General features: G+C 50.2%; 20 protein-coding genes. 10 read left to right on the top strand and 10 right to left on the bottom strand.

All coding sequences use genetic code 11. The features are described 5' to 3' along the window. Nucleotide 1 precedes the first annotated feature (1 nt). Nucleotides 2–934, bottom strand: coding sequence for an amino acid ABC transporter substrate-binding protein (locus GHC22_RS05155; RefSeq protein WP_071446382.1), 933 nt, complete (start codon nt 932–934; stop codon nt 2–4). Beyond that, the gene (locus tag GHC22_RS05160) at nt 927–3119 is read right to left on the bottom strand and encodes a bifunctional diguanylate cyclase/phosphodiesterase (protein ID WP_003825843.1); all 2193 of its coding nucleotides are present in this window, start codon (nt 3117–3119) and stop codon (nt 927–929) included. Before GHC22_RS05160 ends, GHC22_RS05155 begins: the two co-directional genes overlap by 8 nt. A 610-nt stretch (nt 3120–3729) precedes the next feature. On the opposite strand from GHC22_RS05160, the gene GHC22_RS05165 reads away from it, so the two are divergent. The 9 genes from GHC22_RS05165 to GHC22_RS05205 are packed head-to-tail and all read left to right on the top strand — an operon-like array spanning nt 3730 to nt 15648. Then, nucleotides 3730–5940 carry an EAL domain-containing protein gene (locus GHC22_RS05165; RefSeq protein ID WP_153752372.1) on the top strand — a complete coding sequence of 737 codons (2211 nt, stop codon included), beginning with the start codon at nt 3730–3732 and terminating at the stop codon, nt 5938–5940. A 45-nt stretch (nt 5941–5985) separates the two neighbouring features. Then, a complete protein-coding gene (locus GHC22_RS05170) occupies nt 5986–8076 on the top strand; it encodes a Cache 3/Cache 2 fusion domain-containing protein (RefSeq protein WP_153752374.1) in 2091 nt (696 codons plus the stop codon). Beyond that, on the top strand, nt 8073–9140 hold the full coding sequence (locus tag GHC22_RS05175; protein ID WP_153752376.1) for a chemotaxis protein CheB: 1068 nt from the start codon (nt 8073–8075) through the stop codon (nt 9138–9140). Before GHC22_RS05170 ends, GHC22_RS05175 begins: the two co-directional genes overlap by 4 nt. Further along, nucleotides 9137–10549, top strand: a complete 1413-nt coding sequence (locus tag GHC22_RS05180) for a protein-glutamate O-methyltransferase CheR (RefSeq protein ID WP_153752378.1) — start codon at nt 9137–9139, stop codon at nt 10547–10549. Before GHC22_RS05175 ends, GHC22_RS05180 begins: the two co-directional genes overlap by 4 nt. 11 nt (nt 10550–10560) lie before the next feature. After that, nucleotides 10561–12693 (top strand): response regulator, encoded by a 2133-nt coding sequence (locus GHC22_RS05185; RefSeq protein WP_153752380.1) that lies wholly within the window; start codon nt 10561–10563, stop codon nt 12691–12693. Between the two features lie 22 nt (nt 12694–12715). Continuing rightward, a complete protein-coding gene (locus GHC22_RS05190; RefSeq protein WP_008785648.1) occupies nt 12716–13075 on the top strand; it encodes a response regulator in 360 nt (119 codons plus the stop codon). Between the two features lie 17 nt (nt 13076–13092). Continuing rightward, nucleotides 13093–14769: a diguanylate cyclase gene (locus GHC22_RS05195; protein ID WP_057068091.1), complete on the top strand. Its 1677-nt coding sequence runs from the start codon at nt 13093–13095 to the stop codon at nt 14767–14769. An 11-nt stretch (nt 14770–14780) separates the two neighbouring features. Beyond that, nucleotides 14781–15305, top strand: coding sequence for a chemotaxis protein CheW (locus GHC22_RS05200; protein ID WP_008785646.1), 525 nt, complete (start codon nt 14781–14783; stop codon nt 15303–15305). Further along, entirely contained in the window at nt 15289–15648 is a 360-nt protein-coding gene (locus GHC22_RS05205; RefSeq protein ID WP_003825861.1) for a hypothetical protein, read from the top strand. The genes GHC22_RS05200 and GHC22_RS05205 overlap by 17 nt, the downstream gene beginning before the upstream one ends. Before the next feature lie 59 nt (nt 15649–15707). Here the strand turns inward: GHC22_RS05205 and GHC22_RS05210 are convergent, their stop codons facing one another. From GHC22_RS05210 to GHC22_RS05235, 6 genes are all read right to left on the bottom strand, one after another. Next, nucleotides 15708–17330 (bottom strand): serine hydrolase, encoded by a 1623-nt coding sequence (locus GHC22_RS05210; RefSeq protein ID WP_153752381.1) that lies wholly within the window; start codon nt 17328–17330, stop codon nt 15708–15710. 94 nt (nt 17331–17424) lie between these two features. After that, entirely contained in the window at nt 17425–18147 is a 723-nt protein-coding gene (locus GHC22_RS05215; protein ID WP_153752383.1) for a cysteine hydrolase, read from the bottom strand. Between the two features lie 163 nt (nt 18148–18310). After that, nucleotides 18311–19162 carry an iron/manganese ABC transporter permease subunit SitD gene (gene sitD / locus GHC22_RS05220; RefSeq protein ID WP_032944764.1) on the bottom strand — a complete coding sequence of 284 codons (852 nt, stop codon included), beginning with the start codon at nt 19160–19162 and terminating at the stop codon, nt 18311–18313. Continuing rightward, entirely contained in the window at nt 19159–20016 is an 858-nt protein-coding gene (gene sitC, locus GHC22_RS05225) for an iron/manganese ABC transporter permease subunit SitC (protein ID WP_153752385.1), read from the bottom strand. The genes sitD and sitC overlap by 4 nt, the downstream gene beginning before the upstream one ends. A 2-nt stretch (nt 20017–20018) precedes the next feature. Further along, on the bottom strand, nt 20019–20834 hold the full coding sequence (sitB, locus tag GHC22_RS05230; protein WP_003825870.1) for an iron/manganese ABC transporter ATP-binding protein SitB: 816 nt from the start codon (nt 20832–20834) through the stop codon (nt 20019–20021). After that, nucleotides 20831–21748, bottom strand: coding sequence for a metal ABC transporter substrate-binding protein (locus GHC22_RS05235; protein ID WP_057068101.1), 918 nt, complete (start codon nt 21746–21748; stop codon nt 20831–20833). Before GHC22_RS05235 ends, sitB begins: the two co-directional genes overlap by 4 nt. Nucleotides 21749–21935: 187 nt before the next feature. Here GHC22_RS05235 and GHC22_RS05240 point away from each other — a divergent pair, with 187 nt between their 5' ends. Then, nucleotides 21936–22280, top strand: coding sequence for a nitrous oxide-stimulated promoter family protein (locus GHC22_RS05240; protein ID WP_003825888.1), 345 nt, complete (start codon nt 21936–21938; stop codon nt 22278–22280). A 122-nt stretch (nt 22281–22402) separates the two neighbouring features. On the opposite strand, the gene GHC22_RS05245 is transcribed toward GHC22_RS05240, so the two are convergent. Both GHC22_RS05245 and flhA read right to left on the bottom strand, forming a co-directional pair. After that, nucleotides 22403–22831: a molybdopterin-binding protein gene (locus GHC22_RS05245; protein WP_003825890.1), complete on the bottom strand. Its 429-nt coding sequence runs from the start codon at nt 22829–22831 to the stop codon at nt 22403–22405. Nucleotides 22832–22875: 44 nt separating this feature from the next. Next, complete coding sequence (flhA, locus tag GHC22_RS05250; RefSeq protein ID WP_032944751.1) at nt 22876–24954, bottom strand: formate hydrogenlyase transcriptional activator FlhA; 2079 nt, start codon at nt 24952–24954, stop codon at nt 22876–22878. Nucleotides 24955–25118: the final 164 nt, after the last annotated feature.

Here is a 25118-nt window from a genome sequence, read left to right on the forward strand (position 1 = left end):
ATTAATTATATTTTTCATAATCAAAACTGATCTTCTTTTTAGCAGACGTTAATGCTTTCAGGTTATCTGACATGGGAATGTTTAAATTAATGGCTTTCGGCGGGATCGGTGACTGAAACCATTTATTGTACAGCGCAGTAAATTCGTTGCTGGCCATCAGCGAGGAGAGAGTGTCATCAACAAATTCTTTAAATTCTTTATCGTGTAACGGGAGTAACAAGCCGGCCGGTAGCGGGGCGCTGAGCGCAATGTCGGAAAGTTTATAGTCTCCAGGATTAGGCGTTTGCGCGATCATCCCTTTGAGTAAAACCGTACTGGAGATCAGTGCAGAATACTCACCATTCTTCAGTTCATTGAAGGCGGTAATGTTGTTGGTATCGAGTTGAATATTAATATCCAGGTCATTGGCGGCATTCACTTTTTGCAGTTGCTCAACGTAAATCGTGCCGCTTTTTACCAGTACGCTATGTCCGGAAAGCTCTGCCAGATTGTCGTTGCTTTCATTTTTACGCATGACGAAGCGGGTGCTTGAAAAATAAAACGGCAGCGAGAATTCGCTAATGCTGTGGCGACTTTTCGAATAGAAGGCCGGGATACACATGATGTCTGCCATGTGATTTTTAATCAGGACAAACTGCGATGCCGAGTTAGCTTTTACCCACTCGACCTTCAGGTTTTTAAGCTGAAGTTTTGTCTTGAGCGCGCTGACGATACTGTTGCAAATATCAATGGAATAGCCGGCAGGTACGTTGCCATTCTGCCAGGAGAAAGGAAACGCATCATCCTGATAACCAAGGGTAATGCTTTTCTTGCTGGCGATTTGCTCCAGCGTGTGCAACGGCAGGGCTGAGCCTGCTAAGCATGGCGTTGCTGAAACAATTAACAGGGCAAAAATCGTCAGCATGCGCTTTACCGGGCGAAAGAAGTCAGACATTGCACAGTCCTTCTTCAATGACCTCTTTGGCAAATGCGGAAAGCACTTCACGCTCGCGCAGCGGATAGCTAAAGAAATAGCCCTGAACATTCTGGCACTCAATGTCGCGCAGAATGTCACGCTGCTGCGCGGTTTCTACCCCTTCAGCGGTGACCGACATATTGTACTTATGGGCAAACTGAATCAGCATCACAATCAAATACTGACTGGCATTATCTTGCTGGAGCTTATCGACCAGCGTGCGCGCTATCTTGATGCGAGTGAAAGGATAGATCAGCAGATAATCCAGTGCCGCGTAGCCGGTGCCTAAATCATCCATCGCGATTTCAATGCCCAGAGAGCGAATCTCTTGCAGCACGGGTAAGGCAATCGACTTATCCAGCTTTTCGGATTCGGTAATTTCTATTTCAAGACGTTCGGCTGAAAGCTGACTGATGCGTAACGCATCTTTGATAACGTCAACCAGTCCTGGGCTGTGCAGTTGGTAGGCCGATATATTGACGGCTACCCTGATACGCTCCGGCCATTTGGCAGCGGCTTCACAGGACTGACGAATAATCCATTCGCCCAAACGGACAATCAGACCGGAGTTCTCGGCGATGTTGATAAAATAATCAGGGTAAATCAGACCCTTGGTGGGATGATTCCAGCGTATCAGCGATTCGTAGCCATATACGCTTTCATCTTCCAGATTGATGATTGGCTGGTAATGAAGCTCGAATTCCTTGTTATCAATACCATCGATGATTTCCTGATTAATAAACAGGCTGTGGGTATGCTTCATCACCATGCCGTCTTCGAAGAAATGGAAGCAACCCCGGCCATGATGTTTTGAGGCGTACATGGCAAGGTCGGCATTGATCATCAACGTCGAGGTATTATTGCCCTGATACGGCGCGGTGGTGATACCGATACTGCAGCTGATGGAAAAAGTATGCGTGCTCCAGGTAAACGGGGTGCTCAGCGCACGAATAATCCGCTTCGCCAGCCGATTCGCTTCTTTGATGGCGTTATCGCTGACATGTTGCAGAATGGCGAATTCATCACCGCCCAGACGCGCTGCGATATCGTTAGGTCCCAGCAAGAGTTGTAGGCGCTGGGCAACGCTGATTAACAGCTCATCGCCCGCTTTATGACCAAAGGTGTCGTTTACTGGTTTGAAGTTGTCGAGGTCAATCAACAGCAGGTTAAATGGTTTTTCGTCCTGATGGATTTCACTGACGCGTTTATCTAACGCCTGGCCAAACGAAACGCGGTTGGGCAATCCGGTCAGTGAATCATGATGGGCCATATGCTCCATCTTTTGCGACATTTCATGCATTCGTTGCAGATAGCCGCGTTCTTTCATGGCGACGCGCAATTTTTCAATCGCCCCGGCCAGATGTCCAATCTCATCGTCCTGATCAAGATAGGGCGTTATACAGTCCGTCTCTTCATGGGCGATGCGTGTAAGGGAGTTAATCAGCAGCGGAACCGGACGGAATAAACGGCGCATAAACATCGTGACCAGTGCCAGCGTTACCAGCAAAATCAGGACAAAAATGATACTGCTTTTTTTCAGCATCGCATCGTAGGTGGCGTAGAGATCGCTTTTTTTACCAATGCTGCTTATCAGGCTACCGAGGATCTCACCTGAAGGCGTCAAAATAGGAACGGCGCTGATAAAGCACTCTTCGCCATTAATTTGGGCGAAGCCAACATAGTAGTTACCCAGCACATCGCGCGGCAGACGACCGGGGAAAGAGATGATCCCATCACCTTCCTCTGACTTGTTGTTGATGCCAACAAACCCTTTCTCCGGCGTATACAGAAACAACCAGGTGGGGCTATGGGTCTGTACTGATGCCAGTGCCAGAACGTCAACCGGGTTATAACCGGTTTGCATAATAGAGTCGGTGTCACCAATCTGTCTGTCGGAGACAATGCGGGATATCTGCCCTGCATCGCTGGTTTCGACCGAAACGGTGGTATACACGTTGCGGATGATGTAGGTCATAATCTGTGCATTCGCTTCAGCCCGCTGTACCCACTGCTGATAAGAAAAGTTATCTATCAGGCTCCAGTTGGTAAACGCGCCAGCACTAAACGCAATAACGATACCCGCCAGCAAGAATTGCGTTATTTTGCCAGTGATTGAATGTTGCCACCCTTTTATTGCTTTAAGGGAAAACAGAGACTTTGCCACGGATTATGTTAATTCCTGAAAAGATTGTTCGGTGCTAAAATTAATTTCTGTTATTACTTGATGGAATATTATTGTTGCAAATAAGTAGATGAAAGATGTGAAACGTAATGACGTAACAAATAACTAACATTGAACCATGGTGAGTAATGACAAAAATAACGGTATGCGAATATAGATAACGCTGCTCTTTTCGTCAATAGGCAAAAGTGTACATAAAAATACATTTTCTGAATGCCCCTTTCAGGATATTAATGTTGACATTCATGGTGCTTGAAAAGATTTTTTATACGTACTGGTTGGAGGTGTTGGGAAACTGACAGCGGCTTTTTTGTTTTTTGCGGAACATCAATGAATTAGCGGTTTTTTGGACAGGCGTTTTAGTGATTTAATCCCCACAGGATGTCCATTTTTGTCTATAAATGGGTATTTATTTCCTGATTTGATATGAATAATATGCTCTCTTCATTATAGAACCTTATTTTATTTTCTCAGTGCGCGGTCAATGTTGACAATTTTGCTATGGTTCATCGGCTGACCCAAAAGGATTTGTTTGTGACATTCGAGTCTGGATTAAAGTCCTATTGGTATAGTGCATAGCGGATAAATTGATTTGGACGCAATAATAAATTCAAACACGATAAAAAACATTCGGGAATGGTGCCTGCCACTTGTCTTACCTGGCCTTTTTTACCCGCTGGCACAATATCTTAACGGTTATAGCATTCTCAATAATACTATTTTAACAGTTTACGATCTCAAGCTAGCCGTATTTTCTGCCGCATTGGTCTTGTTTGGTTTTCGGGTGTTGCCGGGGTTTCTTCTGTTCCTGACGGTCATGTTTGTGGTCGGTCCGCAAAATGAACGGGTAGATGCGTTGTGCCTGATCATCGCGTCGACCTTAAGTTATGCCGCGTACCGCAAATTCACCGGCAGACGCAGCTGCGTTAGCTTTGGTCGCATCAAAATTAGCTTTAATCGTCTGCTCTGGCTTTGTGGCTACAACGTCCTGCTGTATCTGGTGTTCAGCAAACTCTTTGCAATGTTTGTCGCCCACGGACAACGCCCCGATGTGGATAACATTCCGGCGTTGAGTCTGGGCATGCTGGTACGTATTCAGGGGATCATCAACGGTTGCCTGACGGGGATCCCTTTATTTTACAAGATTTACCGCATCATTCGTCGACCGTCTTTCCTGCTGACCTTTCTGCGGGCCATTGCCGAACAGTGTAAAGGCAATATCGGTGTCTACGGCGTTATATCCTGGTGCATCTTGCTGTTTTTTCTGATGTTCTTCTTAACATCACCGGATAATTTGGATGTTTTTTTCTCTATCTATAGCCTGATTCTGTTATTTCCGTTGATGTTGTGGGGAGCAATCAAGATTGGCCACTTGTTCACAATGCTGGTGTGGACGATCGTATTAATCATCTTAGGCAAACATAACGACAGCTATATCGCCAGCGATGTTAACTTCATGCTGCATCAGGCGCTGGTTTCGACGTTGATCTTTGTCTTTTCACTCACCATTGTGATCATGGGGGTACTGGCAAAATTTACCCGTCAGCGCTTTAACCAGGCGCTGCTGTTGGGGCTGACTGACCCGATGACAGGCATGGCAAATTTACGGGCGCTGAAGACGGAGCTATTTACCACTGAACGCGCGACCGTATGTCTGATACAGATCCCCGAGCTGGAGCTTTTTTCGCGTCGCTATGGTTTTCATTTCCGCGCCCGCTACCAGAAGATCCTTGCTGAGCATTTGCGCAGACATCTGGTGAAAAGCGAGAAAGTCTATTACCACGCGGGTTATGATCTGCTCATCCGGCTGGAAAATGGCACCTGGGAGCGGCTATGCGATCTGTATCAGGCCGCCAACAGTTTTCGTCTCTTTTACAACAACCATCGGTTGGGTTTTCGCAGTGGTTTGGGCTATTGCCTGATTAACGATCTGAGTGATGATATTTATCAGCTGGTGGGGAAACTGGGCATGGTGGCGGGTTTATCTCTCACCAACGGCAGGCCGGAAAACCTTGAGGCGCAGCATAGCCGGATCCTTGGCAACCACATTGTTGATAAAACGGAAATTCGCACTGCGCTGCAAAATGCGCTGGATAACAATGCGTTTGTCCTGATGGCACAGCCAATAGTCAGTACCCACGGTGAAGCGCCGTATCATGAAATATTGATCCGTATGCTTAACGAACGGGGAGAATTTATTCCACCGAACAGTTTCCTGCCGGTTGCTCATGATGCGGGGCTGGCACCGGATATCGATCTCTGGGTTATCGAAAACACCCTCAAATTTATGCGTAGCCACCCGCAGCGTTGTTTTTCTATTAACCTGGCACCAGTAACGGTGTGTCGTTCAAATATTGTCATGAAGATCACCCAACTCCTGCACGACTACGCGGTGGAGCCACAGCGGATTATTTTTGAAATAACGGAAGCAGATACGTTATCAGACAAAGAACAAACCGTGGAAACGCTACGTTTAATACGTCAGCTGGGATGTCGGGTGGCAATTGATGACTTTGGCACCGGGTTTGCGAGTCATGCGCGCTTGATGAATATCGAAGCAGATATCCTGAAAATAGATGGCTCTTTTATTCGACGGATCACCGAAAGTGAAATTAGTTACTACATCGTTGAGTCATTCTGCCGCGTTGCTGAAATGAAAAAAATGCAGGTGGTCGCTGAATTTGTCGAGAATGCCACTATTCAGGCCTGTCTGGAAAAAATGAATGTGGGCTGGTTACAGGGATATCACATTGGCAAACCTACGCCGCTGTTCACGCTCGAATCACAGGGCGCTAGCTCCTGATGACCAAAAAAAGAGTAATTTCTTCTCAGGTAGAGAATAAAAATCATGAGTGACATTATTAAAGTAAAAAATCGAACGGCGAATACCACCAGTGAGGGACCGCGCGCTCGACTATTGTCCTGGCTGCACAACATCCATCCCGGTGTGGCGATGAAGCTCGGTATGATTTTGGTTGTTTGTATCGCAACGTTGCTGATTAGCGCCTCTTTTATATTATCGTCGTATCTTTCCAGAGAATTGCAGGTCAATGCGCTGGAGATGATTAAAACCAACACGCGGATATTCCACAACAGTATTTCTAACGAGTTTCAGCGTGTGACTCGCGATGCAGAACATTACAGCAATGTTTATATTAATAATTATCAAAACGTTGCCAATAAACCGCTGCGTTATATGGACTCTACTGAATTAAAAGCGGTGCTGAGCAACCCGAACACCAACGCGCACTTCACCGAATTAACCAGCGTATTTGCCAGTACGTTTATTCTGCAAGGCGAGCAATTTGTACGTGTCAGCAGTACGTTACTGGCGAGTTCAGGCAATACGGCAACAGCAACAGCGCTAGGGCATGATAATCCTGCGTTGCCGCTGCTTTTGAAAAATAAACCCTTTTCCGGTGTGGTCACACTGTTCGGTAAACAGTTTATTAGTCACTACGAACCGATTGCCGACAAATATGGTCAGGTCGTGGGGGCCGTCGCGGTGGGTTTCGACGTCAAACAGAGTTTGCAACCGATCATTCAGCGTTTGTTGAATGTGCATATTGGTAAAGATGGCTACGCCTATGTGCTGGATGCCGGATTTGAACCTGGTCGTATGTTGGTCCACCCCTCGTTGAGCAACCAGCAGGCAATTAATATTACCGATGCCAATGGTTTTAAGCTGTTTGCCGACATGCTCGAACACAAGAATGGCATCACTTACTACAACTGGGTGAGCGGTTATGGCGCATTGCCGAAGACCAAAGTTGCCGTTTATGAATACGTTGAAGGGATAAACTGGATAATCGCCACCACCAACTATGTTGATGATGTCGCCAAGAGCAGCAATCTGGTGCGTAACGGTCTGCTGCTGTTTACCGCGCTGCTGCTGCCCATCATTTTACTGCTGATTGCTGTGGCCAGCCGTTTCCTGATTTCCCGGCGCTTAAACCGTGTCCTGGGGATTGCACAAACCATTGCCGAAGGCGACTTAACGGTGGATGTTCAGGTCGATCACCACGATGAGATCGGCGAACTGCTGAGTGCGGTGGAGATGATGCGTCAGCGTCTGCACTCGTTGGTAGGCGGTATGGTTTCTCATGCAAATTCGGTACATCAGGCATCTTTGCATATTACCGAAGCGGTCGATGGGCAGGCATCAACCAGCGTGGAAACCTCATCTTCAGTGGCTGAAATTACCTCCACCATGGAAGAGCTGTCTGCCTCATCGACACAGATAGCCGAACACTCACGGGCGGTTGTGGATATTGCCAACCAGACGCTCGAGGATTGCAATAAAGGCTCCGAGTCGATGTCGCAATTGCTGATGCGTATGACGGATATTGATACCGACAATCAGCAAAATATGCGTGAAATCATGATGCTCGGTAATAAGTCGACGGAAATCAGTCGCGTGATGGTGATCATTAACAGCGTCGCGGATCAGACGAAACTTATCGCTTTTAACGCAGCGCTCGAAGCTGCCAGCGCCGGGGAAGCCGGTAAGCGTTTCTCGGTTGTGGCGGCTGAAATCCGCCGTCTGGCGGATTCTGTGACGGAGTCGACGGTTGAAATTGAAAATAAGATCAGCGAGATCCAAAACGCGATTAATCGCCTGGTGCTGAACGCGGAAAAAGGCGGTGAGAGCATTAAAGCGGGCGCAATAGCCTGTAAAGTCAGTGCTGAACATCTGAACGATATCGTTGTTACGGCTGAGCAAACTTCGACGGCGGCGCTGCAAATATCGCTATCAACACAGCAACAGAAAACGGCGAGTAATCAGGTGGTCATGGCGCTGCGTGAGATCGTTGTTGCCAGTAACTATACCTCGCAATCTATCAAAGACATTCTGGTTGTCAGTCAGGATATGACACAACTGTCGAAAGCGCTGAAAGAGGCTTCGTCCTCATTCACACTGACGGAAACAGATGCATGAATAGCAGCAACATTCGGGTGCTGATCCTCGACCTGGGCAGCGCATCGCGTAATGAGCTGGTCAGGCAACTGGAGGATCACCCGCACATTAAGGTGGTGGGGCAAGCAGCCCATCGCAGACAGGCGATCCGACTGTTGCAACAGCTGATGCCGGACCTGCTGATTCTGACGCTGGATATTTCGAGCGCCGATAACGTCGAGATCGTGGAAACGATCATGGCAACCAGCGCAATCCCGATCCTTGTCATGAGATTTTATCCAGAGAATCAATGGGATGATGACTACATTTCCCGTGGTGCGTTGGCGGTGTTGCACCATAGCAGTGATTCACCACTCTCAACGGATGCCTTGCATCGTAAAGTAGAATTACTGGTCGGTGTGAAAGTCATTCGACATATCAAGGGATTACGCTATCCAAGCGAACCAGTAATCCCCACTGTACGACCAATGATGGACGTTGCAAAGACGCCGCAGGACTGGCCCTTTGTGCTGGCGATTGCCTGTTCGACGGGCGGGCCGCAGGCGCTAAGTAAGCTGTTACAGGATCTGCCCGGTACGTTTCCGTGCCCGGTGCTTATTGCCCAACATATTGCCGATGGCTTCGCGAAAAATATGGTGCATTGGCTGGATAGCGTGACCGATCTGAAGGTGCGACTGGCGCAGGAGGACGATCGGGTGGAAGCGGGGTATGTGTATATATTGCCGCCGGAGCAGCACCTGATCGTCAAAAGCAACCAGCGTTTAGCGGCGATCCCAAGACAGGAAAGCGACGTTTACCATCCCAGTTGCAACCTGTTGCTGGAGTCGGTGGCTGAGGTGTTTCGCGAAAAAGCCGTCGGACTGATTATGACCGGCATGGGCAGCGATGGCTGCCGCGGCATTGAGCTTATTGTCCGCCGTGGCGGAACAACGCTGGCGCAGGACGAAGAAAGTTCGGTGGTATTCGGTATGAATAAGAACGCGATCGACAAGCAACTAATACACCGCACGATCCCTCTGGATGGTCTTGCTGCGGTACTGCTTTCGATGGCTTGCCACGGGCATGTTGAGAGTAAATTGCCATGATCCCTAATCTTCCTGACTATGCGCGCCTGATCAAAGAACGGGTCGGTTTGCACTTCGATAACGCCATGGAAGCATTGCTGAAAACGGCGCTGGGTCGGCGAATGGCCGAGCGAAAAATCAATGATTACTATGAATACTATGAACAACTGCGTAGCTCGCAGAATGAGTTTGATAGTTTCATCACGCTGATTACGATTAACGAAACCTATTTTTTCCGTGAAAGCGATACGCTGGATTTAATCTGCGATAAATGGATCCCGCGTCTGTTGCAACAGCGCAGCGGCCCGGTGCGTATTCTGAGTGCCGGATGCTCTTCCGGAGAGGAAGCCTACTCGTTGGCGATCAAGCTGCATGAGAAATACCTCGGCTGGATGGCTCAGCGCATTGAAATTTACGGCTGTGATATTGACCCGGCAATCCTGGCAAAAGCCCGCAACGCCTGCTATTCAAGCTACTCGTTTCGCGGCGTCGACCCGAGTATTCAGCAACGCTACTTTACCCGCTCGGGAAACCTCTACCGGCTGCATGATGAGATCCGTGAGAAGGTCTCCTTCCATCGCACCAACATTATAAAAGAACAGTTACTGCCGGAAGTGGACATCATTTTGCTGCGCAATGTGTCCATCTATTTTGATACGCCAACGCGTCGCGAGCTGCACGGTAATTTGCTGAAGATGTTGCAACCGCAGGGAGCCTTATTTTTTGGCAATGCGGAAACGCTGGCTAACAATTTCGACATTCTGAAGCTGGAGCAGGAAGAGGGGATTTTCTATTTTTGCCACCATCGTGAAGCGGCAAGGGTTGTGCCTGTCCCCAGAGTTGCGGTGCGCATTCCGCAGCCGAGAGCGGTAGTTGAACAGGTTCCTCTGGTGCCCACGGCGCAGCAGAGTAATGACTGGCTGAAGAAAGCACGCGCCAGTCTCGATGAAAAATGTTTTTCTGAAGCTGAAAAGTGTATCGCCTGTGTATTACGCGACGATCCCCGTAATCAGGATGCGCTTTTGATCCAGGGCGTTATTGCCCTCGAACAGCGTGAGTTTTCTCAAACAGCCGGAAACGCACAGCAGATCCTCGCCCAGGATGAGTGGTCGGCAGAGGCCAAAATGCTGCTCGGCCTGGCGATGATGTGGCAACACCAGACCCAGCAGGCCATCGCCTGGTTCAAACAGGTGGTTTATCAGGAACCTGGCTACTGGCCTGCACACTATTATCTGGCTGAAATGTACCGGCAAAGCGAGTTATACCAGCCTGCTCAACGGACTTATCGTGTGGTGATGCAGTTACTGAACGACGAGATAAACAATCCGTCCTCGGTTTGTCGTCTGCGTTTGCCAATGGTATTTCCTGGCAATACGTTTCGTTTCTTGTGTGAACATCAACTGGCGCAATTCGCCCACCAAAGTGGCTAATAAGAGCGATTATGGCTATCGATCTGAAAAAATTCGTTCTGCGCTTTATTGATGAAGGGAGAGGTCATTTGCAGACGATCAGCGAAGGGGCTTTTCTCCTCTCCGCTGATGAGCATACCGACGCCTGGATAGGTGAGATGTTTCGCGCTGCGCATACCCTGAAAGGGGGGGCGCGGATGCTGAAGCTGCAAAGTATTGCCGATGTCACGCATCATCTTGAAGATGTATTGAGTGAACTGCGTGACAACAAACTGACGCCGGACAGGGCGCTGGGCAATCTGATCCATGAGTCTGTGGAGTATCTTTCTGGTCAGCTTACCCAGCTTTTTGTCAGCGAAGGGGATAATCAGTTGCCACCGGCGGATGCCGGGCTGTGCGAACGCCTTGCCCGCGCCAGTCGGGGAGAGGATATCACGCTGGCTGTCGAAACTGCCGGAGCAACAGAAAAACCGTTAGTCCCAGCGCCTACGACACCTTCCAGCATGGATGCCGGTATTAAGCAGGCGGATTTCGTTCGGGTAAAGCTGAACAAGCTCGATGGACTGATCGACATTCTGGGGGAGGTGCTCGCCGGACATGATCGCCTGGAACAGCAGATACAAAACCTGAGTCAACTGGTACCACGGTTACCGGGATTGAGTGCTGAACAGCTTCGCCAGCAGATCCACGACTTTAGCGCCCAGTTAAAAGAAAGCGTTCAGCTCCAGCATTTGCAGATGTTTGAACTGTACGATGTGGCGGCGCGGATCCGTATGCTGCCACTTTCAACATTGTTTGAACCCATTTCGCTGCAGGTCAGCGAACTGGCTTCCACACTGAACAAGCAGGTGGTGTGCCGCTTTGTTGGCGGAGAAGTGGAAATCGACCGCCAGCTCATTGATCGGCTTTCGGAGTCGCTGACGCATCTACTGCGTAATGCCGTCGATCACGGGATTGGTGAGATCGACGAACGTCTGGCGCTCGGTAAATCCACTCGCGGCACGATTACCATCACTACTCAGCAGGACGGCAGCGGGATACTACTGCGTATCGAAGATGATGGCCGTGGTCTGAACTATGAGGCCATCAGCGCGAAGGCGGTCAGTAAAGGTCTTGTTCCCGCTTTAATGGTCGGGCAGCTCTCCGAGCAAGAATGTAATGAGCTGATTTTTCATCCCGGCTTTTCGACCAGCAAGATAGTCTCCGAGCTTTCTGGTCGCGGCGTTGGTCTTGATGTGGTGCGCAAAACGGTGGTGACCGACCTGCAAGGCGATTTGCAGGTTTATAGCCGTCCGGGAGTCGGAACCAGCTTTAACCTGCGGTTGCCTGTTTCGTTAACCATGATGCGGATTTTGCAATTTGAAGAGCAGGGGTACCTTTTTGGACTGGCTGCGCAGTATGTGGTTGAGGTGGTGGAATGCACGCCACAGGGGATCAGCGATATCGCCGGACGTCCTGCCATTATCTTGCATAACGAGTTTATCCCGGTGGTTTGCGTAGGCAGCTTACTGGGCATTCATGAACGCCAGAGCAGCTTTTCAACGCCCGGACAGCGATTAATCGTGGTGCAGAACCAGTACAGCAAAATGGCGCTGCAAGTGGATAAGCTCCTCGATGAACGCAAGATGATGATCAAACCGTTACCGAAGCATATGCAACAGCAGTCGCTGGTCTCCGGGATGGTACAAACACCGGAAAACCAACTGGTCAGCATCCTGCACGTTCCTGCGCTGATGGCGATGGCGCAACAATCACGGCAAACCAGTACACCAGCGCCCGCCACGAGCGTAACGCAGGATGCCTGGCATGTGCTGGTGGTTGATGACTCACTGAATACCCGTGAGATAGAAAAGAACGTGCTGGAAGCGCACGGCTATCAGGTGACTCTGGCAGAAGACGGGCTGTCGGGGCTGCAAAAAGCGAAACTGACCCAGTTTGATGCCGTACTGACGGATGTCGAAATGCCGTTTATGGATGGTTTCACCTTCACCAAATCGTTGCGTGGGGAGAAAAACTACCAGCATACGCCAATCATCATCGTGACGTCCCGCGCGAAGGAAGAGGACCGGCGACGGGGGATTCAGGTGGGCGCGGATGCCTACATCGCCAAGGGCGATTTCGAGCAGGACAGTTTGATAAAAACATTAAAAATGCTTTTGTGCTGATGGCGCAAAATCGAGAGAGAAAATGCGAATTTTATTAGTTGATGATGATCTTTTTGCGGCTGAACTGGCATCCATATTTTTGCAAATGGACGGCTACGATGTGGTGATTGTGGAAAGCGCGATTTCCGCCCTGGCGTGCCTGGACTCGGATAACAACATCGACCTGGTGATTAGCGATCTGCATATGCCAGAGATCAGTGGGTTGGATTTGCTGGCGCTGTTACGCGCTCAGGATTGGGCTAAGCCTTTTATTTTACTGAGTGCCAATGAAGTAACGGGCAGCGACGCTCTGTACGACCGTTGGGTGAAAAAAGATGAAAACCTCGCGGAAAATCTGGGGGCTGCTGTCAATGCGCTACTGCAACCATCTGCGATTAACTGAATAAGCCTACGTGTTTGATGAAACAAGAAAATAAGCATATAGCGATGGCGGCAGCGCAGGAAAAAATAGCGCGTTTACGGCAGGGGTTTCTACGCCGAATTCCCGACATGCTGGCACAAGCGGAAAGATTACTCGTTCAACTGGTCGCAGAGCCTAGCGAAGCCTGTCGCAAACAGCTACATATCCTGCTGCACAGTATTCACGGTTCGGCAGGGTCCTTTGGCTTTAGCCCGCTGGCGAATGCCTCAGCAGAAGGTGAGCGTTTACTAACAGAACCGGAAACAGAGCAAAGCACATTGCATTACGATGAGCTGCGGCGAATCATCAGGTGGTTGTACACCCTGACTCAGGAGCAGCTCAATCTTGAACATCGTATCAGCGATACGGAGTTCACATTACCGATCGCCGCACAGCGCCCGGAAGAGGGATATGTTCGGCGGGCCAGTAAGCCTATCTACCTGTGTGATGATGATATTGACCAGGTCGAGCTTCTCGCGACCCAACTGCGCTGTTTTGGTTTTACCTGCCATGTGTTCGCGAACACGCAGGATTTCACTCAGGCCGTATTGTCGCAACCGCCTGCCGTGGTGATTATGGATGTTAGCTTTCCGGACAACGCCTACGGTGGACCGCTGGCAATGTCGGATTTGAAACAAAAAGTGGGCAAACCTTTCCCTGTGCTGTTTCTCTCGTGTCATAGCGATTTCAATGCCCGCGTCAACGCCATCAAATCTGGCTGTGATGGCTACTACGTAAAACCTGCCTCTATCACCGATTTAGTCCAGGAACTTCATCGCCTGACTCAACCGTCGCTGAAAAAGCCTTACCAGGTATTGTTGATCGATGACGAACCCGCGGTGGCGGAATACAACGCGGAGATGCTGCGCTTGGCGGGCATGGAAGTGCATGTGCTGGAAAAACCTCACTATCTACTGCATGTACTGAATGCGCAGCCGATCGATCTGGTGTTGATGGATTATCACATGCCGGAGTTCAGCGGTGAGGAACTGACAAAACTGATTCGCCAAATACCGCAGCATATTGGCCTGCCTATCGCCTATCTCTCCAGCGAGACCAACAAGCATGCGCAGTTGGGAGCAATGAGCATCGGCGCGGAGGATTTTATCCTCAAACAGAGCGACCCTGAGGAGCTGATCCGCGCCGTATCGATTCGCGCGGAAAGAATGCGCGTCCTGCGTGCCCGCATGTCGCAGGACAGTCTGAGCGGGTTATATAACCACTCAACGACCACCCATTTTCTCAAAAGCGCGATTGCCGAGTCGAACTACAGCGGCAACCCATTTTGTATGGTAATGGTGGACCTGGATCGCTTCAAAAGCGTTAACGATACCTACGGTCATGCGGTCGGTGACCAGGTAATTGTCGGTATTTCGCAGTTGTTCTCCCATCGCTTACGCAGCACCGATATCGTTGGCCGTTATGGTGGTGAAGAGTTTGTCATCATTATGCCCAACACCAGCAGTGACAAGGCTGCGCGCGTGGTCGAACGATTGCGCAGGGATTACGAGCAGGTCACGTTTTCCGTTAACGACGCCAGTTTTCACAGTACCTTCAGCGCGGGCATTGCCCAGTGGCAGTTTGGCGATCGGATTGAAACGCTGCGCGAGCGTGCCGATCAGGCGCTGTATGCCGCGAAGCAAAATGGCCGTAACACTTTCTGCATTGCCGAGTAAAAGGAGTCAATATGAGCCAACAGCTGGAGCAGATTCTTGCGCTGAACCATGGTGAAAAGCCGGAGTGTGAAAACGTTGATGAACCCCAGCGTACGCTGGTGTTATTTCAACTGGCGGGTAAAAATTTTGCCTTCTATGGGGCGCAAATTAAAGAGATCCTTGCAGAGCGCCCGATCTCCTGGGTTCCCTGTTGCGCGCCAATGCTTGAAGGGGTCATCAACTATCGTGGACGGGTGGAATCGGTAATGAGACTGGACAGCCTGATCGATAAACCTACCGTCAATTCGGCAGGTAAGCGCACTATTTTGATTGGATGCGCTGAGAAAATGCAAAGTGGGATCCTGATAGATAAACTGATTGATGTGTTGGAAGTCGCCGAAAGCCAGATTCATTTGCCAGGAGATTCGTTGCCCCCGGCGTTACAAAGCATCGCTGTGGGGGTGGTTAACGTGATAGAAACCTGGTACACGCTGCTCGATCTGAATCTGGTCTTTGAGCGTTATCAGGAGACCAGCGGTTATGACGGCACCCACTAATCTGGCGGCGGTACGTATTACTTTGGGAGCGCTAACGTTGTATATACCGGCAAACCAGGTTGGTGTGTGTTCGTTAGTGACTCAGGTTGTGCCTGAAATCCCTCGATTTAGCCAGTGGCTGGGGATTGCGGATGAGCCGCAGGAGGGATGGCATTTGCATTTACGCGTCCCGGACAGTGGCGTTGAAACCGGCTGGTACCTATGGGGACAACTTGAGAATGTGATGCTCTCCGGCGACATTATTTTTGCCGTACCTCCGCTTCTGGCGCGTAACTGTCATCTGCCTGCGCTTCGTGCCCTGGTGGGACGTGAGGCGTTTAGCCCGCTATTAAGCTGGCGCTGACACGCTGCGGGAGCTTTAACGGTCCCGCAGCATGAGAAGGCTGGGAGTGCTAAATCCCGTTACTGGATATAAGCATCAACAGCCCGACTGACCAGCTTAGTCATAAAGTTGTCAATCTTATCAATGGTCTGCTTGTCCTGAAGATCGTAGGTTTTTGCTACGTCATCCAGGTTTTCATAACCGACCCAAACTCGCCCGATCTTATCCTGCCATACGGAGACACGTAACGGCAGATCCAGCGCGACACCCTGTTTATCCTGCATCAGTTTTGTGCCGACTTTAGGGTTACCAAATACCAGGACTTTCGTTGGCCTGAGGTTCATTCCCGCGCCCTCGGCATTTTTCTCGTGATCAATTTCGGTGAATACCGGAACGCCTTCGCTTTTCAGAATGGCTTTCAGTCGGGAGACCGTCTCATCGACTGAGAATTTACTTTCCTGGTTTTTGATCTTCTCTGAATTTAACCCAGAACCCAGCCCGATTTTATAGGCTTCAGCGATATCACGAGCCACCTGAGTCATGTCTACGCCTTCTTTATTGGTCAGCATTGTCACGCAAACCAGTTCATCACCGGCGGTAAAGCGGCTCAGATAGGCACTAAAGCCACCTGTGGTTCCTTTGATTTCCAGAAAACCAGGATGGTGGGTAAATTCCCAGCCGGCCATGGCAGGCACGACTTTGCCATTTTTCAGTTTTGCCGGGCTATAGATAATGTCGCGCAGCTTTTTGTCTTTAACTAGCGTGCTGCCGGCAAGACCGATATCCCACTTACTGATGTCTTCCGCTGATGACCACAGACCACCGTAGGCGAACAGATTATCAGTGGCGATCGCGCTAACAGGCGCCAGTTTGTCACCCGCTGCGACGTAACCTGTTGCAGGCTCAACAGGGTTGATCCAGTCAATTTCTGACTTAAATTTCGAATGCTGATTATGTTGCTTATCAGGCGTCGGGCGATCAAGGAATGCTTTTGTTGGCATGTCTTTTGCGAACATGGTGCTTTGCAGACCTAACGGCGCAATTTGGTATTTGTTGACGAAGTCAACGTAACTCATTCCGCTGACTTTCTCGATAGCCATACCTAACAGGATAAAGTCAGTTGCGCTGGAGTTGATATCCGTGCCGTTTTTAAATTCGAGCGGTTTATCTTTAACAAGATCCACAAGCTGCGCAGGTGTATATTTTTGCTCTTGTTTATAGCCGAAAGATCTGAAATCAGGGATCCCGGATGAGTGCTGCATTAATTCCAGAATCGTAATGTTATGCCAGCTTTCCGGCAGGCCAGGCAAATAAACACTCACAGGAGTATTAAGATCCAATTTGCCTTGCTCTACCAGTTGCATTACTGCGACTGCAGTAAAAGCTTGCGTGATAGGGCCAATTCCCCACATGGTTTTGGTGGAAGCAAGCTCATCATTGGCAGCCGTTGCCAGACCGTATCCCGCTGAGCGCGGAATATAAGGTGCCTGAACAATCGCCATGGATAAACCCGGCAGATTATTTTTCGCCATTACTTCGGCAATGATCTGATCGATATATTTGCCGTTGACCTTTAATTGTGGATCACCACGGTTAACTAAGTAAGTAGTCTCATTTGTATTGGCAGCGGCCAACACCTGAGTAGCTGAAACTGACATGGAAAGTAAAATACATGCCGAAATAACCTTAAACTTAAGATTCATGGAAAAGTTCCGCGCTTAATGAATTTTATTTTGATGGCTAATGGATGAGCGATGTAGTACATACAATTACCCTCGGTAACCGTACTCATAGCTATTACTTAGCTGCTGCCTTTACCTTTTCAACCGTGGTGTCGGTGTCCCATAAATCATTGGAAATGATGCGGTAGTTGGTTAGAGCGGCGAGATAACCGTCACCTTCCGGAATGCGCGGACCCGCTGTCGCATCTTTAACGACGACAACTTCAAAACCTTGCTCAATCAATTCACGCATATGGGATTCAATACACAGATTGGCAGCCATACCGGCGAGAATGACCTGTGAGACACCGCGTTTTCTTAATTGCAGTACCAGGTCGTTGGTTTCTGGTCCGAAAATCTTATGCGGTGAGGCAATGACCGTTTCGCCATCATAAATATATGGCTTAAACTGAGGTAAAAAGTCTGCGCCAGAATTTTCAAAATTCTCCATCGTCAGTGGACCTTTACGATTGAACATTCCAGTGCCGTGCATAAATGTTTCTCCCGGTGCGGTAGATTGCCATTTATAGTCGTGCGGAAAGTAATAATGTGGAGAAATAAAAACAGGCATTTGTGCTTCTTTTGCCATTTTGAACAACGTCTCGAGATTTTCTACAGTATTATTTTCAATAATGCTGTCTTTAAAAACCTCCCAGCCAATACCCTGAGGACTTAAAAAATCGATCTGTGGATCGACTACCACCAACGCAGCTTCCTTATTATTAAGTGTTATACCTTTGCGTGGTAAGCCATAGGCCTCTGGTTCAGAATAGATTTCTGACATTCTCATCTTGCTCATAAAATTTACCTGTATTTTTATCTAATGTGATAGTGACTATCTGATTATTAAATAGCGCTGGTAAATATGGCATGGTTTCAGAACGGGGCATTTGTTCAGGACGCTGGGAATATTGTCATTACGTATTCTAATAACGATAGTGGGCATATCACTGCCCACTCCGTTAGAGGTCGTATTGCTGGCGTCGCCGTTCTAAACGACGGTCGCGCAGGGTGGAATAAATAAAGGTCATCACAAACAGTAGTGAAAATAGTACGACGATGGTGGGGGCCGGTGCACTGTCGATGAAAAAAGACAGGTACACGCCCATAAACGAGGTAACGACCGACATAATCACCGCCAGCCACAAGGCGTGGGAAAATTTCCGCGTCATTAAAATCGCAATGGCGCCAGGCGCAATCAGTAAGGAGATCGACAAAATAATCCCTACTGATTTTAGCGTGGCGACAATCGTCAGGGCGATCATGCACAGCAGGCCGTAATGTAGCAGTGCAGTGTTAAGCCCACTGGCCTTTGCCTGATGCGGGTCGAACGCATGCAGCAGCAGATCTTTCCACTTAAGCCCAATAATAAGTGCTATCCCAAGCGTAATAACCGCGGTTTGTATGATGTCGCTGAACGATACGCCCAGCATATCGCCGAACAGAATATGATCGAGATGGACCTCTGACTGGATAGAGACGTACAGCACCAGCCCTGCGCCAAACATGCCGGAAAAGACGATTCCCATCAGGGTATCGCGTTTGATGCGGCTGTTATCGTCGAGATAACCCGTCGCCACCGCACAGAACAGCCCGGCGATAAATGCGCCAATTGCCAGTGGGATGCCCGCAATCCACGCCAGTACAATTCCCGGGAAAACCGCGTGGCTCATTGCATCGCCCATCAGCGCCCAGCCTTTGAGTACTAAAAATACAGACAGCAGCGCGCAGGGCACGGCGACAATGGTGGAGATGACCAGCGCATTGACCATAAAACCAAACTGAAAGGGTTCCAGCAGCGTTGTTAAGATCATACTGACTCCTTGTTCACCAGACGGGCGCGGCGGCGATTCGCCAGCAGACCGTGTTTTGGCGCGAAGACAAATGCCAGCAGGAACAGCAGCGTTTGCAGAACGACAATAATTCCGCCGGTTGCACCGTCCAGCCAGTAGCTCAGCCAGGCGCCGAAAAAGCTGGTCAGGCTGCCAATAGCTACGGCGATAGTGAGCAGGCGTGGAAAACGATCGGTCAGCAGCCAGGCCGTTGCACCGGGCGTAACCACCAGGCAAATCACCAGAAATGCGCCGACGGTTTGCAGCGCGGCGACCGTGGAAACGGAGAGCAGCGTAAAAAATAACAGCTTCAACCGGCCCGGATTCAGACCGATAGAGTGCGCGTGGTTTTCATCAAAAAAAACCACCATCAGATCTTTCCACTTCAAAAACAGGATGGTTAGCGAAATAACCCCGATGATGGCCAGTTGCAGAATATCTTCTGGCGCAATCGCCAGCACGTTGCCGAGAATAATGGTCTGAATATTCACCGACATCGGATTGAGCGACACCATAAACAGCCCGATACCGAAAAAAGACGAAAAAATCAGTCCGATAATCGCATCTTCCTTCAGGCGCGAACGTTGATTAAGAAACAGCATACTGCCCGCCGCCAGTCCGCCGGAAAGGAATGCGCCAAGCGCGAAGGGAAGCCCTAACATATAAGCGCCTGCCACGCCCGGCACGATAGAGTGCGACAGCGCATCGCCAATCAGCGACCAGCCTTTGAGCATCAGATAGCAGGAGAGAAACGCACACAGGCCGCCGACCATTGCCGAGACCCACATGGCGTTGAGCATGTACTGGTAGCCAAACGGCTCCGTTAGCCAGTTCATGGTTATTCCCCCTCGTTTGCCGTGCGTCGCGAAATAAACGGGCGTTCATCATCGGTAATTACGTGCTGTTCACCGCCGCTCAGCGCAACGTGACGCAGTACACCGCTGAATGCCAGTTCGAGATTCTCGGGGGTAAAGGTGGTTTCGGTGGGTCCACTTGCCAGCACCGTGCCCTTAATCATCACCGTGTAATCACAAAACTCGGTGACGGATCCCAAATTATGGGTAGAGACCAGCATGGTTCGACCCTCATCACGCAGTTCACGCAGCAGGTCGATGATCCGGGCCTCGGTTTTTACATCCACGCCGGTAAAGGGTTCATCCAGTAAAATAACCTGTCCGTCCTGTGCAATGGCCCTTGCCAGAAAAACACGCTTTTTCTGCCCACCGGACAGTTCACCTATCTGACGATGGCGATAATCCAGCATATCAACTCGCGCCAGCGCCGCATCTACGCAGGCGTGGTCAATTTGTTTTGGTCGACGCAGCCAGCCCATATGGCCAAAGCGTCCCATCATCACCACATCTTCCACCAGTACCGGAAACGACCAGTCCACCTCTTCTGACTGGGGGACATAGGCGATCAGATTCTGTTTGAGCGCCTTATTTACCGGCTGTTGCAGAATTGAGATTTCCCCCTGCGCCAGGCGGACAAAACCCATCAGCGCTTTAAAAAGCGTTGATTTTCCCGAACCGTTTACGCCGACCAGCGCGGCAATTGAGCCGCCCGGAACCTGAAAAGTGGCGTCCCGCAATGCGGTATGACCGTTGCGATACGTCACCGTAACCTGATTTACGGTAATCGCAGAGTGACTCATGGTTGGCTCTCCAGACCCTTGTTGATGCCGTTAACAATGGTTTGCGTGGTGACGCGCAGTAAATCCAGATAGGTCGGTACCGGACCGTCGGCTGCACTGAGCGAATCGACATACAGCACGCCGCCGTAATGTGCGCCAGACTCACGGGCAACCTGACGCGCTGGTTTGTCGGACACGGTGCTTTCGCTAAATACCGTCGGGATATGATGCTCTCTGATGGCATCGATAACCTTGCGTACCTGCTTGGGCGTACCCTGCTGATCGGCATTGATCGGCCACAGATACAGCTCCTTGAGATTGTTATCACGAGCTAAATAAGAGAATGCGCCTTCGCTGGTGACCAGCCAGCGTTTATCAGCAGGGAGCTTTGCCAGTTCTGTATGCAGTGGCGCCAGGGTCTGCTGGATTTTCGCTTTATAATTCTGCGCATTATTCTGGTAGGTTGCGGCATTGTCCGGATCATATTTGATCAGCGCATCGCGAATGTTATCCACGTAGATCAGCGCGTTCTCTGCTGACATCCAGGCATGCGGGTTTGGTTTACCGTTGTACGGCCCTTCGCTGATGCCCATTGGCTGCACGCCGTTTGAGACCATCACTTCAGGTACGCCGGACAAATTTTGGTAGAAGCGGGCAAACCATAGTTCGAGGTTTAGACCGTTGGAGAGAATAAGCTGTGCACCTTGCGCCCGTTTAATATCGCCTGGGGTTGGTTGATATTCGTGAATTTCAGCACCCGGTTTGGTGATAGAACTAACGTCCGCCGCGTCACCTGCTACATTGCTTGCCATATCGGCAATCACCGTAAAGGTGGTTACCACTTTGAATTTTTCTTTCGCCCAGGCAGGTGACAGCGTCAGCGCTGTTAACACGCTGGCAAGGAGAAATGACTTCAGATGGGGCAGATGCGGCATAGTATCCCTCGCAACAAAGTGGTTAATTTATCATCGAATATAGCCTTTGCTATGTTATATAGCACATGGCATAAACAAATGAAAATAATTCTTATTTGCGTAGGGTGCTAAGGATGTATCACCTTCAAGTAATAGTTCTGTGCTTAGTTAAGGTGTATTATTTATGCAACTTAATTGTGGAGGCATCATGTCCGGCAAACGCATTGCACGTGAAAAAATGACGATCCAGAGAATGATTTCGCTCTACGAGAGCCAGTGCCCGCAGGCTTCAGACGAGCCGGGGCATTACGATGCGTTATTTGCCTATGCGCAAAAGCGCCTCGACAAGTGCGTATTTGGTGAGGAAAAACCGGCCTGTAAACAGTGTCCTGTGCACTGTTATCAACCTGCTAAACGCGAAGAGATGAAGCAAATTATGCGTTGGGCTGGGCCGAGAATGCTCTGGCGTCACCCGATTCTGACCGTACGTCACCTGATTGATGACAAACGTCCAGTGCCGGAGTTACCCGAGAAGTACCAGCGGAAAAAATAAGGTCGCTGTGCGCCGGATGGCGGCTGCGCCTTATCTGGCCTACGAGAATAAGTGCATCTGTCGCGTAGGCCCGATGCGCATTGCGCCATCGGGCAACTTAGCCATGTGGTGATGAATGGCGACTACGCTTTGGTGGCAATCAGAATAGCTGAGGCTTTGATCAGCGCAACAACACGGCTTCCCTGACTCAGTTTCATCTCTTGCTGACTTTCGTTGGTGACGACGGCAACAATCTCGAAGCCTGCGTCAGTTTTGATATGTACCGTGGCGTTGACTGCGCCTTCTGTGACCTGGGAAACACTGCCAGCAAACTGGTTGCGGGCAGAGAACTTCAGACCACAGTCTTCAGTTGCCAGCGTCACCCATGGCGCTTTAATCAGGGCAATTGCTTCTTTCCCTTTCGCCAGACCCAGCGCCTGCTGGCTGCTATGGGTTACAATCGCGACCAGTTTTGCGCCGCCAGCCAGCGTCAGTTCAACTTCATCATTCACTGCGCCCGTAGCGACTGCGCTCACCGTACCGGTTAATTGATTACGTGCTGATACCGCCATACTGCCTCCTTTCGTTGAGATATCACCCAGTATAGCCACACTGGCTAAACCAGTGCATCCTTATCAATGCCTAATCGCTTCATGCGTGAGAGTAACGTTGTACGTTTCAGCCCCAGCCTTTGTGCCGCGCCTTTGGGACCGGCAACCACCCCGTTGGTTTCTTTCAGTACGCGCATAATCAACTGGTATTCATCTTCACCGTCCTGTGCGACTTCGGTTGCCACCGGAGGCGTGGACGGCGTCAAAGGGGCAATATCCGGAAGGGACAGTTGCAGTACGTTGCCCCGGGTAAGCAGAACCGCACGTTCTACCACGTTTTCCAGCTCACGCACGTTACCCGGCCATTCCATACAGCTCAGCGTGCGCAGAGCCTCGGCGGGAATACTGTCGATATTGCGTCCCATCCGACGAGCAATTTTGAAGGTGAAGGCTTTTACCAGCAGCGGAATATCTTCCGGGCGCTCACGCAGCGGCGGCAGATGGATCGGGAAGACGTTCAGCCGGTAATATAGATCGTTACGAAATTCGCGATCGGCAACCATCTTCTTCAGATCGCGGTTGGTAGCGGCGATCAAGCGCACGTCGGTCTGGATCAGCTTATTACTGCCCAGACGTTCAAATTCCTGCTCTTGCAGAACCCGCAGTAGCTTAGGCTGAAGCTCCAGCGGCATATCGCCAACTTCATCGAGGAACAGCGAACTTTTATCTGCCAGCTCGAAACGACCAATCCGCTGCGTGCTGGCACCGGTAAACGCGCCACGCTCATGACCAAACAGATCGCTTTCCAGTAATCCGGCAGGCATTGCCGCGCAGTTCATCTTCACCATCCGACGGGCGTTACGTCCGCTCAGGTTGTGAATGGCTCGTGCGATCAGCTCTTTACCTGTTCCGGTCTCACCCAGAATCAAGACGGTGCTGTCGCTTTGCGCCACCATTTCGACCTGCTTGAGTACGCTGTACATCGCTTCGCTGCGACCAATGATTTCGCCGAACTCACTCTCTACGTTGTTGAGTTGTTCAGTCAACGCCAGGTTTTCATCGACCAGACGTTCCTTCAGGCGGTGGATCTCCTGATAGGCGAGGGCGTTATCCACGGCAATAGCCACGCGCTCGGCAATCTGGCGCAATAGCTTGAGGTTGGCGGTAGTGAATACTTTCTCTTCGCACTGTGCCAGCTTGAGTACGCCGAGCATAGTATTGCCGGACATCAGCGGTAGCAGACACAGGGTTTGTAGCTGGTTGCCCCAGGTTTCGAACAGCATCCGTTCGTAAGGGGCAAGGATGTCACGTTCGCTCAGGTTGATCAGCAGCATCTCTTTGCTTTTGAAGACCCGTTCAGAGAGCGTTCCCGCTTCGTCCACTTCACTTTGTTCGTGTGCCGGATGATGTTCATCCAGATAGTGAGTGGAATAGATACTGAGTTTATTTTTGCGATCGCTGCGTAACACGATGCTGATGGCATCGATGTCGAAGTAGTGGTGGATCTCTTTGGCGACTTCGCTGACCAGCTCATCAATATCCAGTCGGGAGAGCACGGCATTGGTGATGGCGACCAGGATGCGAAAGTTGTCACGCTCACGACACAGCAGATCGTAATCGACGTTGTTGCTGACTCTGCTTTGAATTTGTTCAGCAACGACGCCGACTATCTGAGTGAAGGTCTGTAGACGGTTATATTCTTTTTCACTCCACGGACGGTCTTCGTTACGGATGAATTCGCAACCGCCAAAGATGCGCCCATCTGCCGCCAGTGGCAGCAGGCAGTAGTGGCCAAATTCAGAATACAGTCCACCTGAAGCCAATTGTGGCCATGTTTCCGTAAACTCATGATAGTTGCAGTGCAACGCATCAGGGCGAGACAAAATACGGCGTACCGGACCATGTGCCAGCACCGTTTCGTCTTCATAATCGATGGGTTTACCATTTTCACGCGTTGCAAAATAACGCGCACGTTGCGTTTGTGCCTGCCATAAGACAATAGCCGCGCAGTCGGCCAGCGCTGAACGCTTGACTAGCTGCGAAAGCGCCTCGCTAAGAGACGGGAGATCGGGCTGCTGTAATAATGTACGAGTAATATCGAACAGGCCTTGCTGTCCGAGGTCACTCATCGGTGTATACGACATATTGCTTTTCCAGGGAAAGCACCGCAGAACGGTGCGAAAACGGTAAATGAATTATAGGTATAAGTCGTAAATTATTGCCGGATGGCTGACCGCAAACTCGCTGGTCACGCAATCCGTAGGCCTGATAAGCAAAGCGCCATCAGGCGTTATGCAGCGTTAATGCC

Origin of the sequence: Citrobacter sp. H12-3-2, from assembly GCF_009649895.1 — a bacterium.
In the GTDB taxonomy this organism is placed as follows: domain Bacteria; phylum Pseudomonadota; class Gammaproteobacteria; order Enterobacterales; family Enterobacteriaceae; genus Citrobacter; species Citrobacter portucalensis.

Bases quoted from the DNA above. Each gene is read 5' to 3' on its own strand.
- GHC22_RS05155 (WP_071446382.1), bottom strand. From the start codon at position 934: ATGTCTGACTTCTTTCGCCCGGTAAAGCGCATGCTGACGATTTTTGCC.
- GHC22_RS05170 (WP_153752374.1), top strand. From the start codon at position 5,986: ATGAGTGACATTATTAAAGTAAAAAATCGAACGGCGAATACCACCAGT.
- GHC22_RS05175 (WP_153752376.1), top strand. From the start codon at position 8,073: ATGAATAGCAGCAACATTCGGGTGCTGATCCTCGACCTGGGCAGCGCA.
- GHC22_RS05180 (WP_153752378.1), top strand. From the start codon at position 9,137: ATGATCCCTAATCTTCCTGACTATGCGCGCCTGATCAAAGAACGGGTC.
- GHC22_RS05185 (WP_153752380.1), top strand. From the start codon at position 10,561: ATGGCTATCGATCTGAAAAAATTCGTTCTGCGCTTTATTGATGAAGGG.
- GHC22_RS05190 (WP_008785648.1), top strand. From the start codon at position 12,716: ATGCGAATTTTATTAGTTGATGATGATCTTTTTGCGGCTGAACTGGCA.
- GHC22_RS05195 (WP_057068091.1), top strand. From the start codon at position 13,093: ATGAAACAAGAAAATAAGCATATAGCGATGGCGGCAGCGCAGGAAAAA.
- GHC22_RS05200 (WP_008785646.1), top strand. From the start codon at position 14,781: ATGAGCCAACAGCTGGAGCAGATTCTTGCGCTGAACCATGGTGAAAAG.
- GHC22_RS05205 (WP_003825861.1), top strand. From the start codon at position 15,289: ATGACGGCACCCACTAATCTGGCGGCGGTACGTATTACTTTGGGAGCG.
- GHC22_RS05210 (WP_153752381.1), bottom strand. From the start codon at position 17,330: ATGAATCTTAAGTTTAAGGTTATTTCGGCATGTATTTTACTTTCCATG.
- GHC22_RS05215 (WP_153752383.1), bottom strand. From the start codon at position 18,147: ATGAGCAAGATGAGAATGTCAGAAATCTATTCTGAACCAGAGGCCTAT.
- sitD (WP_032944764.1), bottom strand. From the start codon at position 19,162: ATGATCTTAACAACGCTGCTGGAACCCTTTCAGTTTGGTTTTATGGTC.
- sitC (WP_153752385.1), bottom strand. From the start codon at position 20,016: ATGAACTGGCTAACGGAGCCGTTTGGCTACCAGTACATGCTCAACGCC.
- sitB (WP_003825870.1), bottom strand. From the start codon at position 20,834: ATGAGTCACTCTGCGATTACCGTAAATCAGGTTACGGTGACGTATCGC.
- GHC22_RS05235 (WP_057068101.1), bottom strand. From the start codon at position 21,748: ATGCCGCATCTGCCCCATCTGAAGTCATTTCTCCTTGCCAGCGTGTTA.
- GHC22_RS05240 (WP_003825888.1), top strand. From the start codon at position 21,936: ATGTCCGGCAAACGCATTGCACGTGAAAAAATGACGATCCAGAGAATG.
- GHC22_RS05245 (WP_003825890.1), bottom strand. From the start codon at position 22,831: ATGGCGGTATCAGCACGTAATCAATTAACCGGTACGGTGAGCGCAGTC.
- flhA (WP_032944751.1), bottom strand. From the start codon at position 24,954: ATGTCGTATACACCGATGAGTGACCTCGGACAGCAAGGCCTGTTCGAT.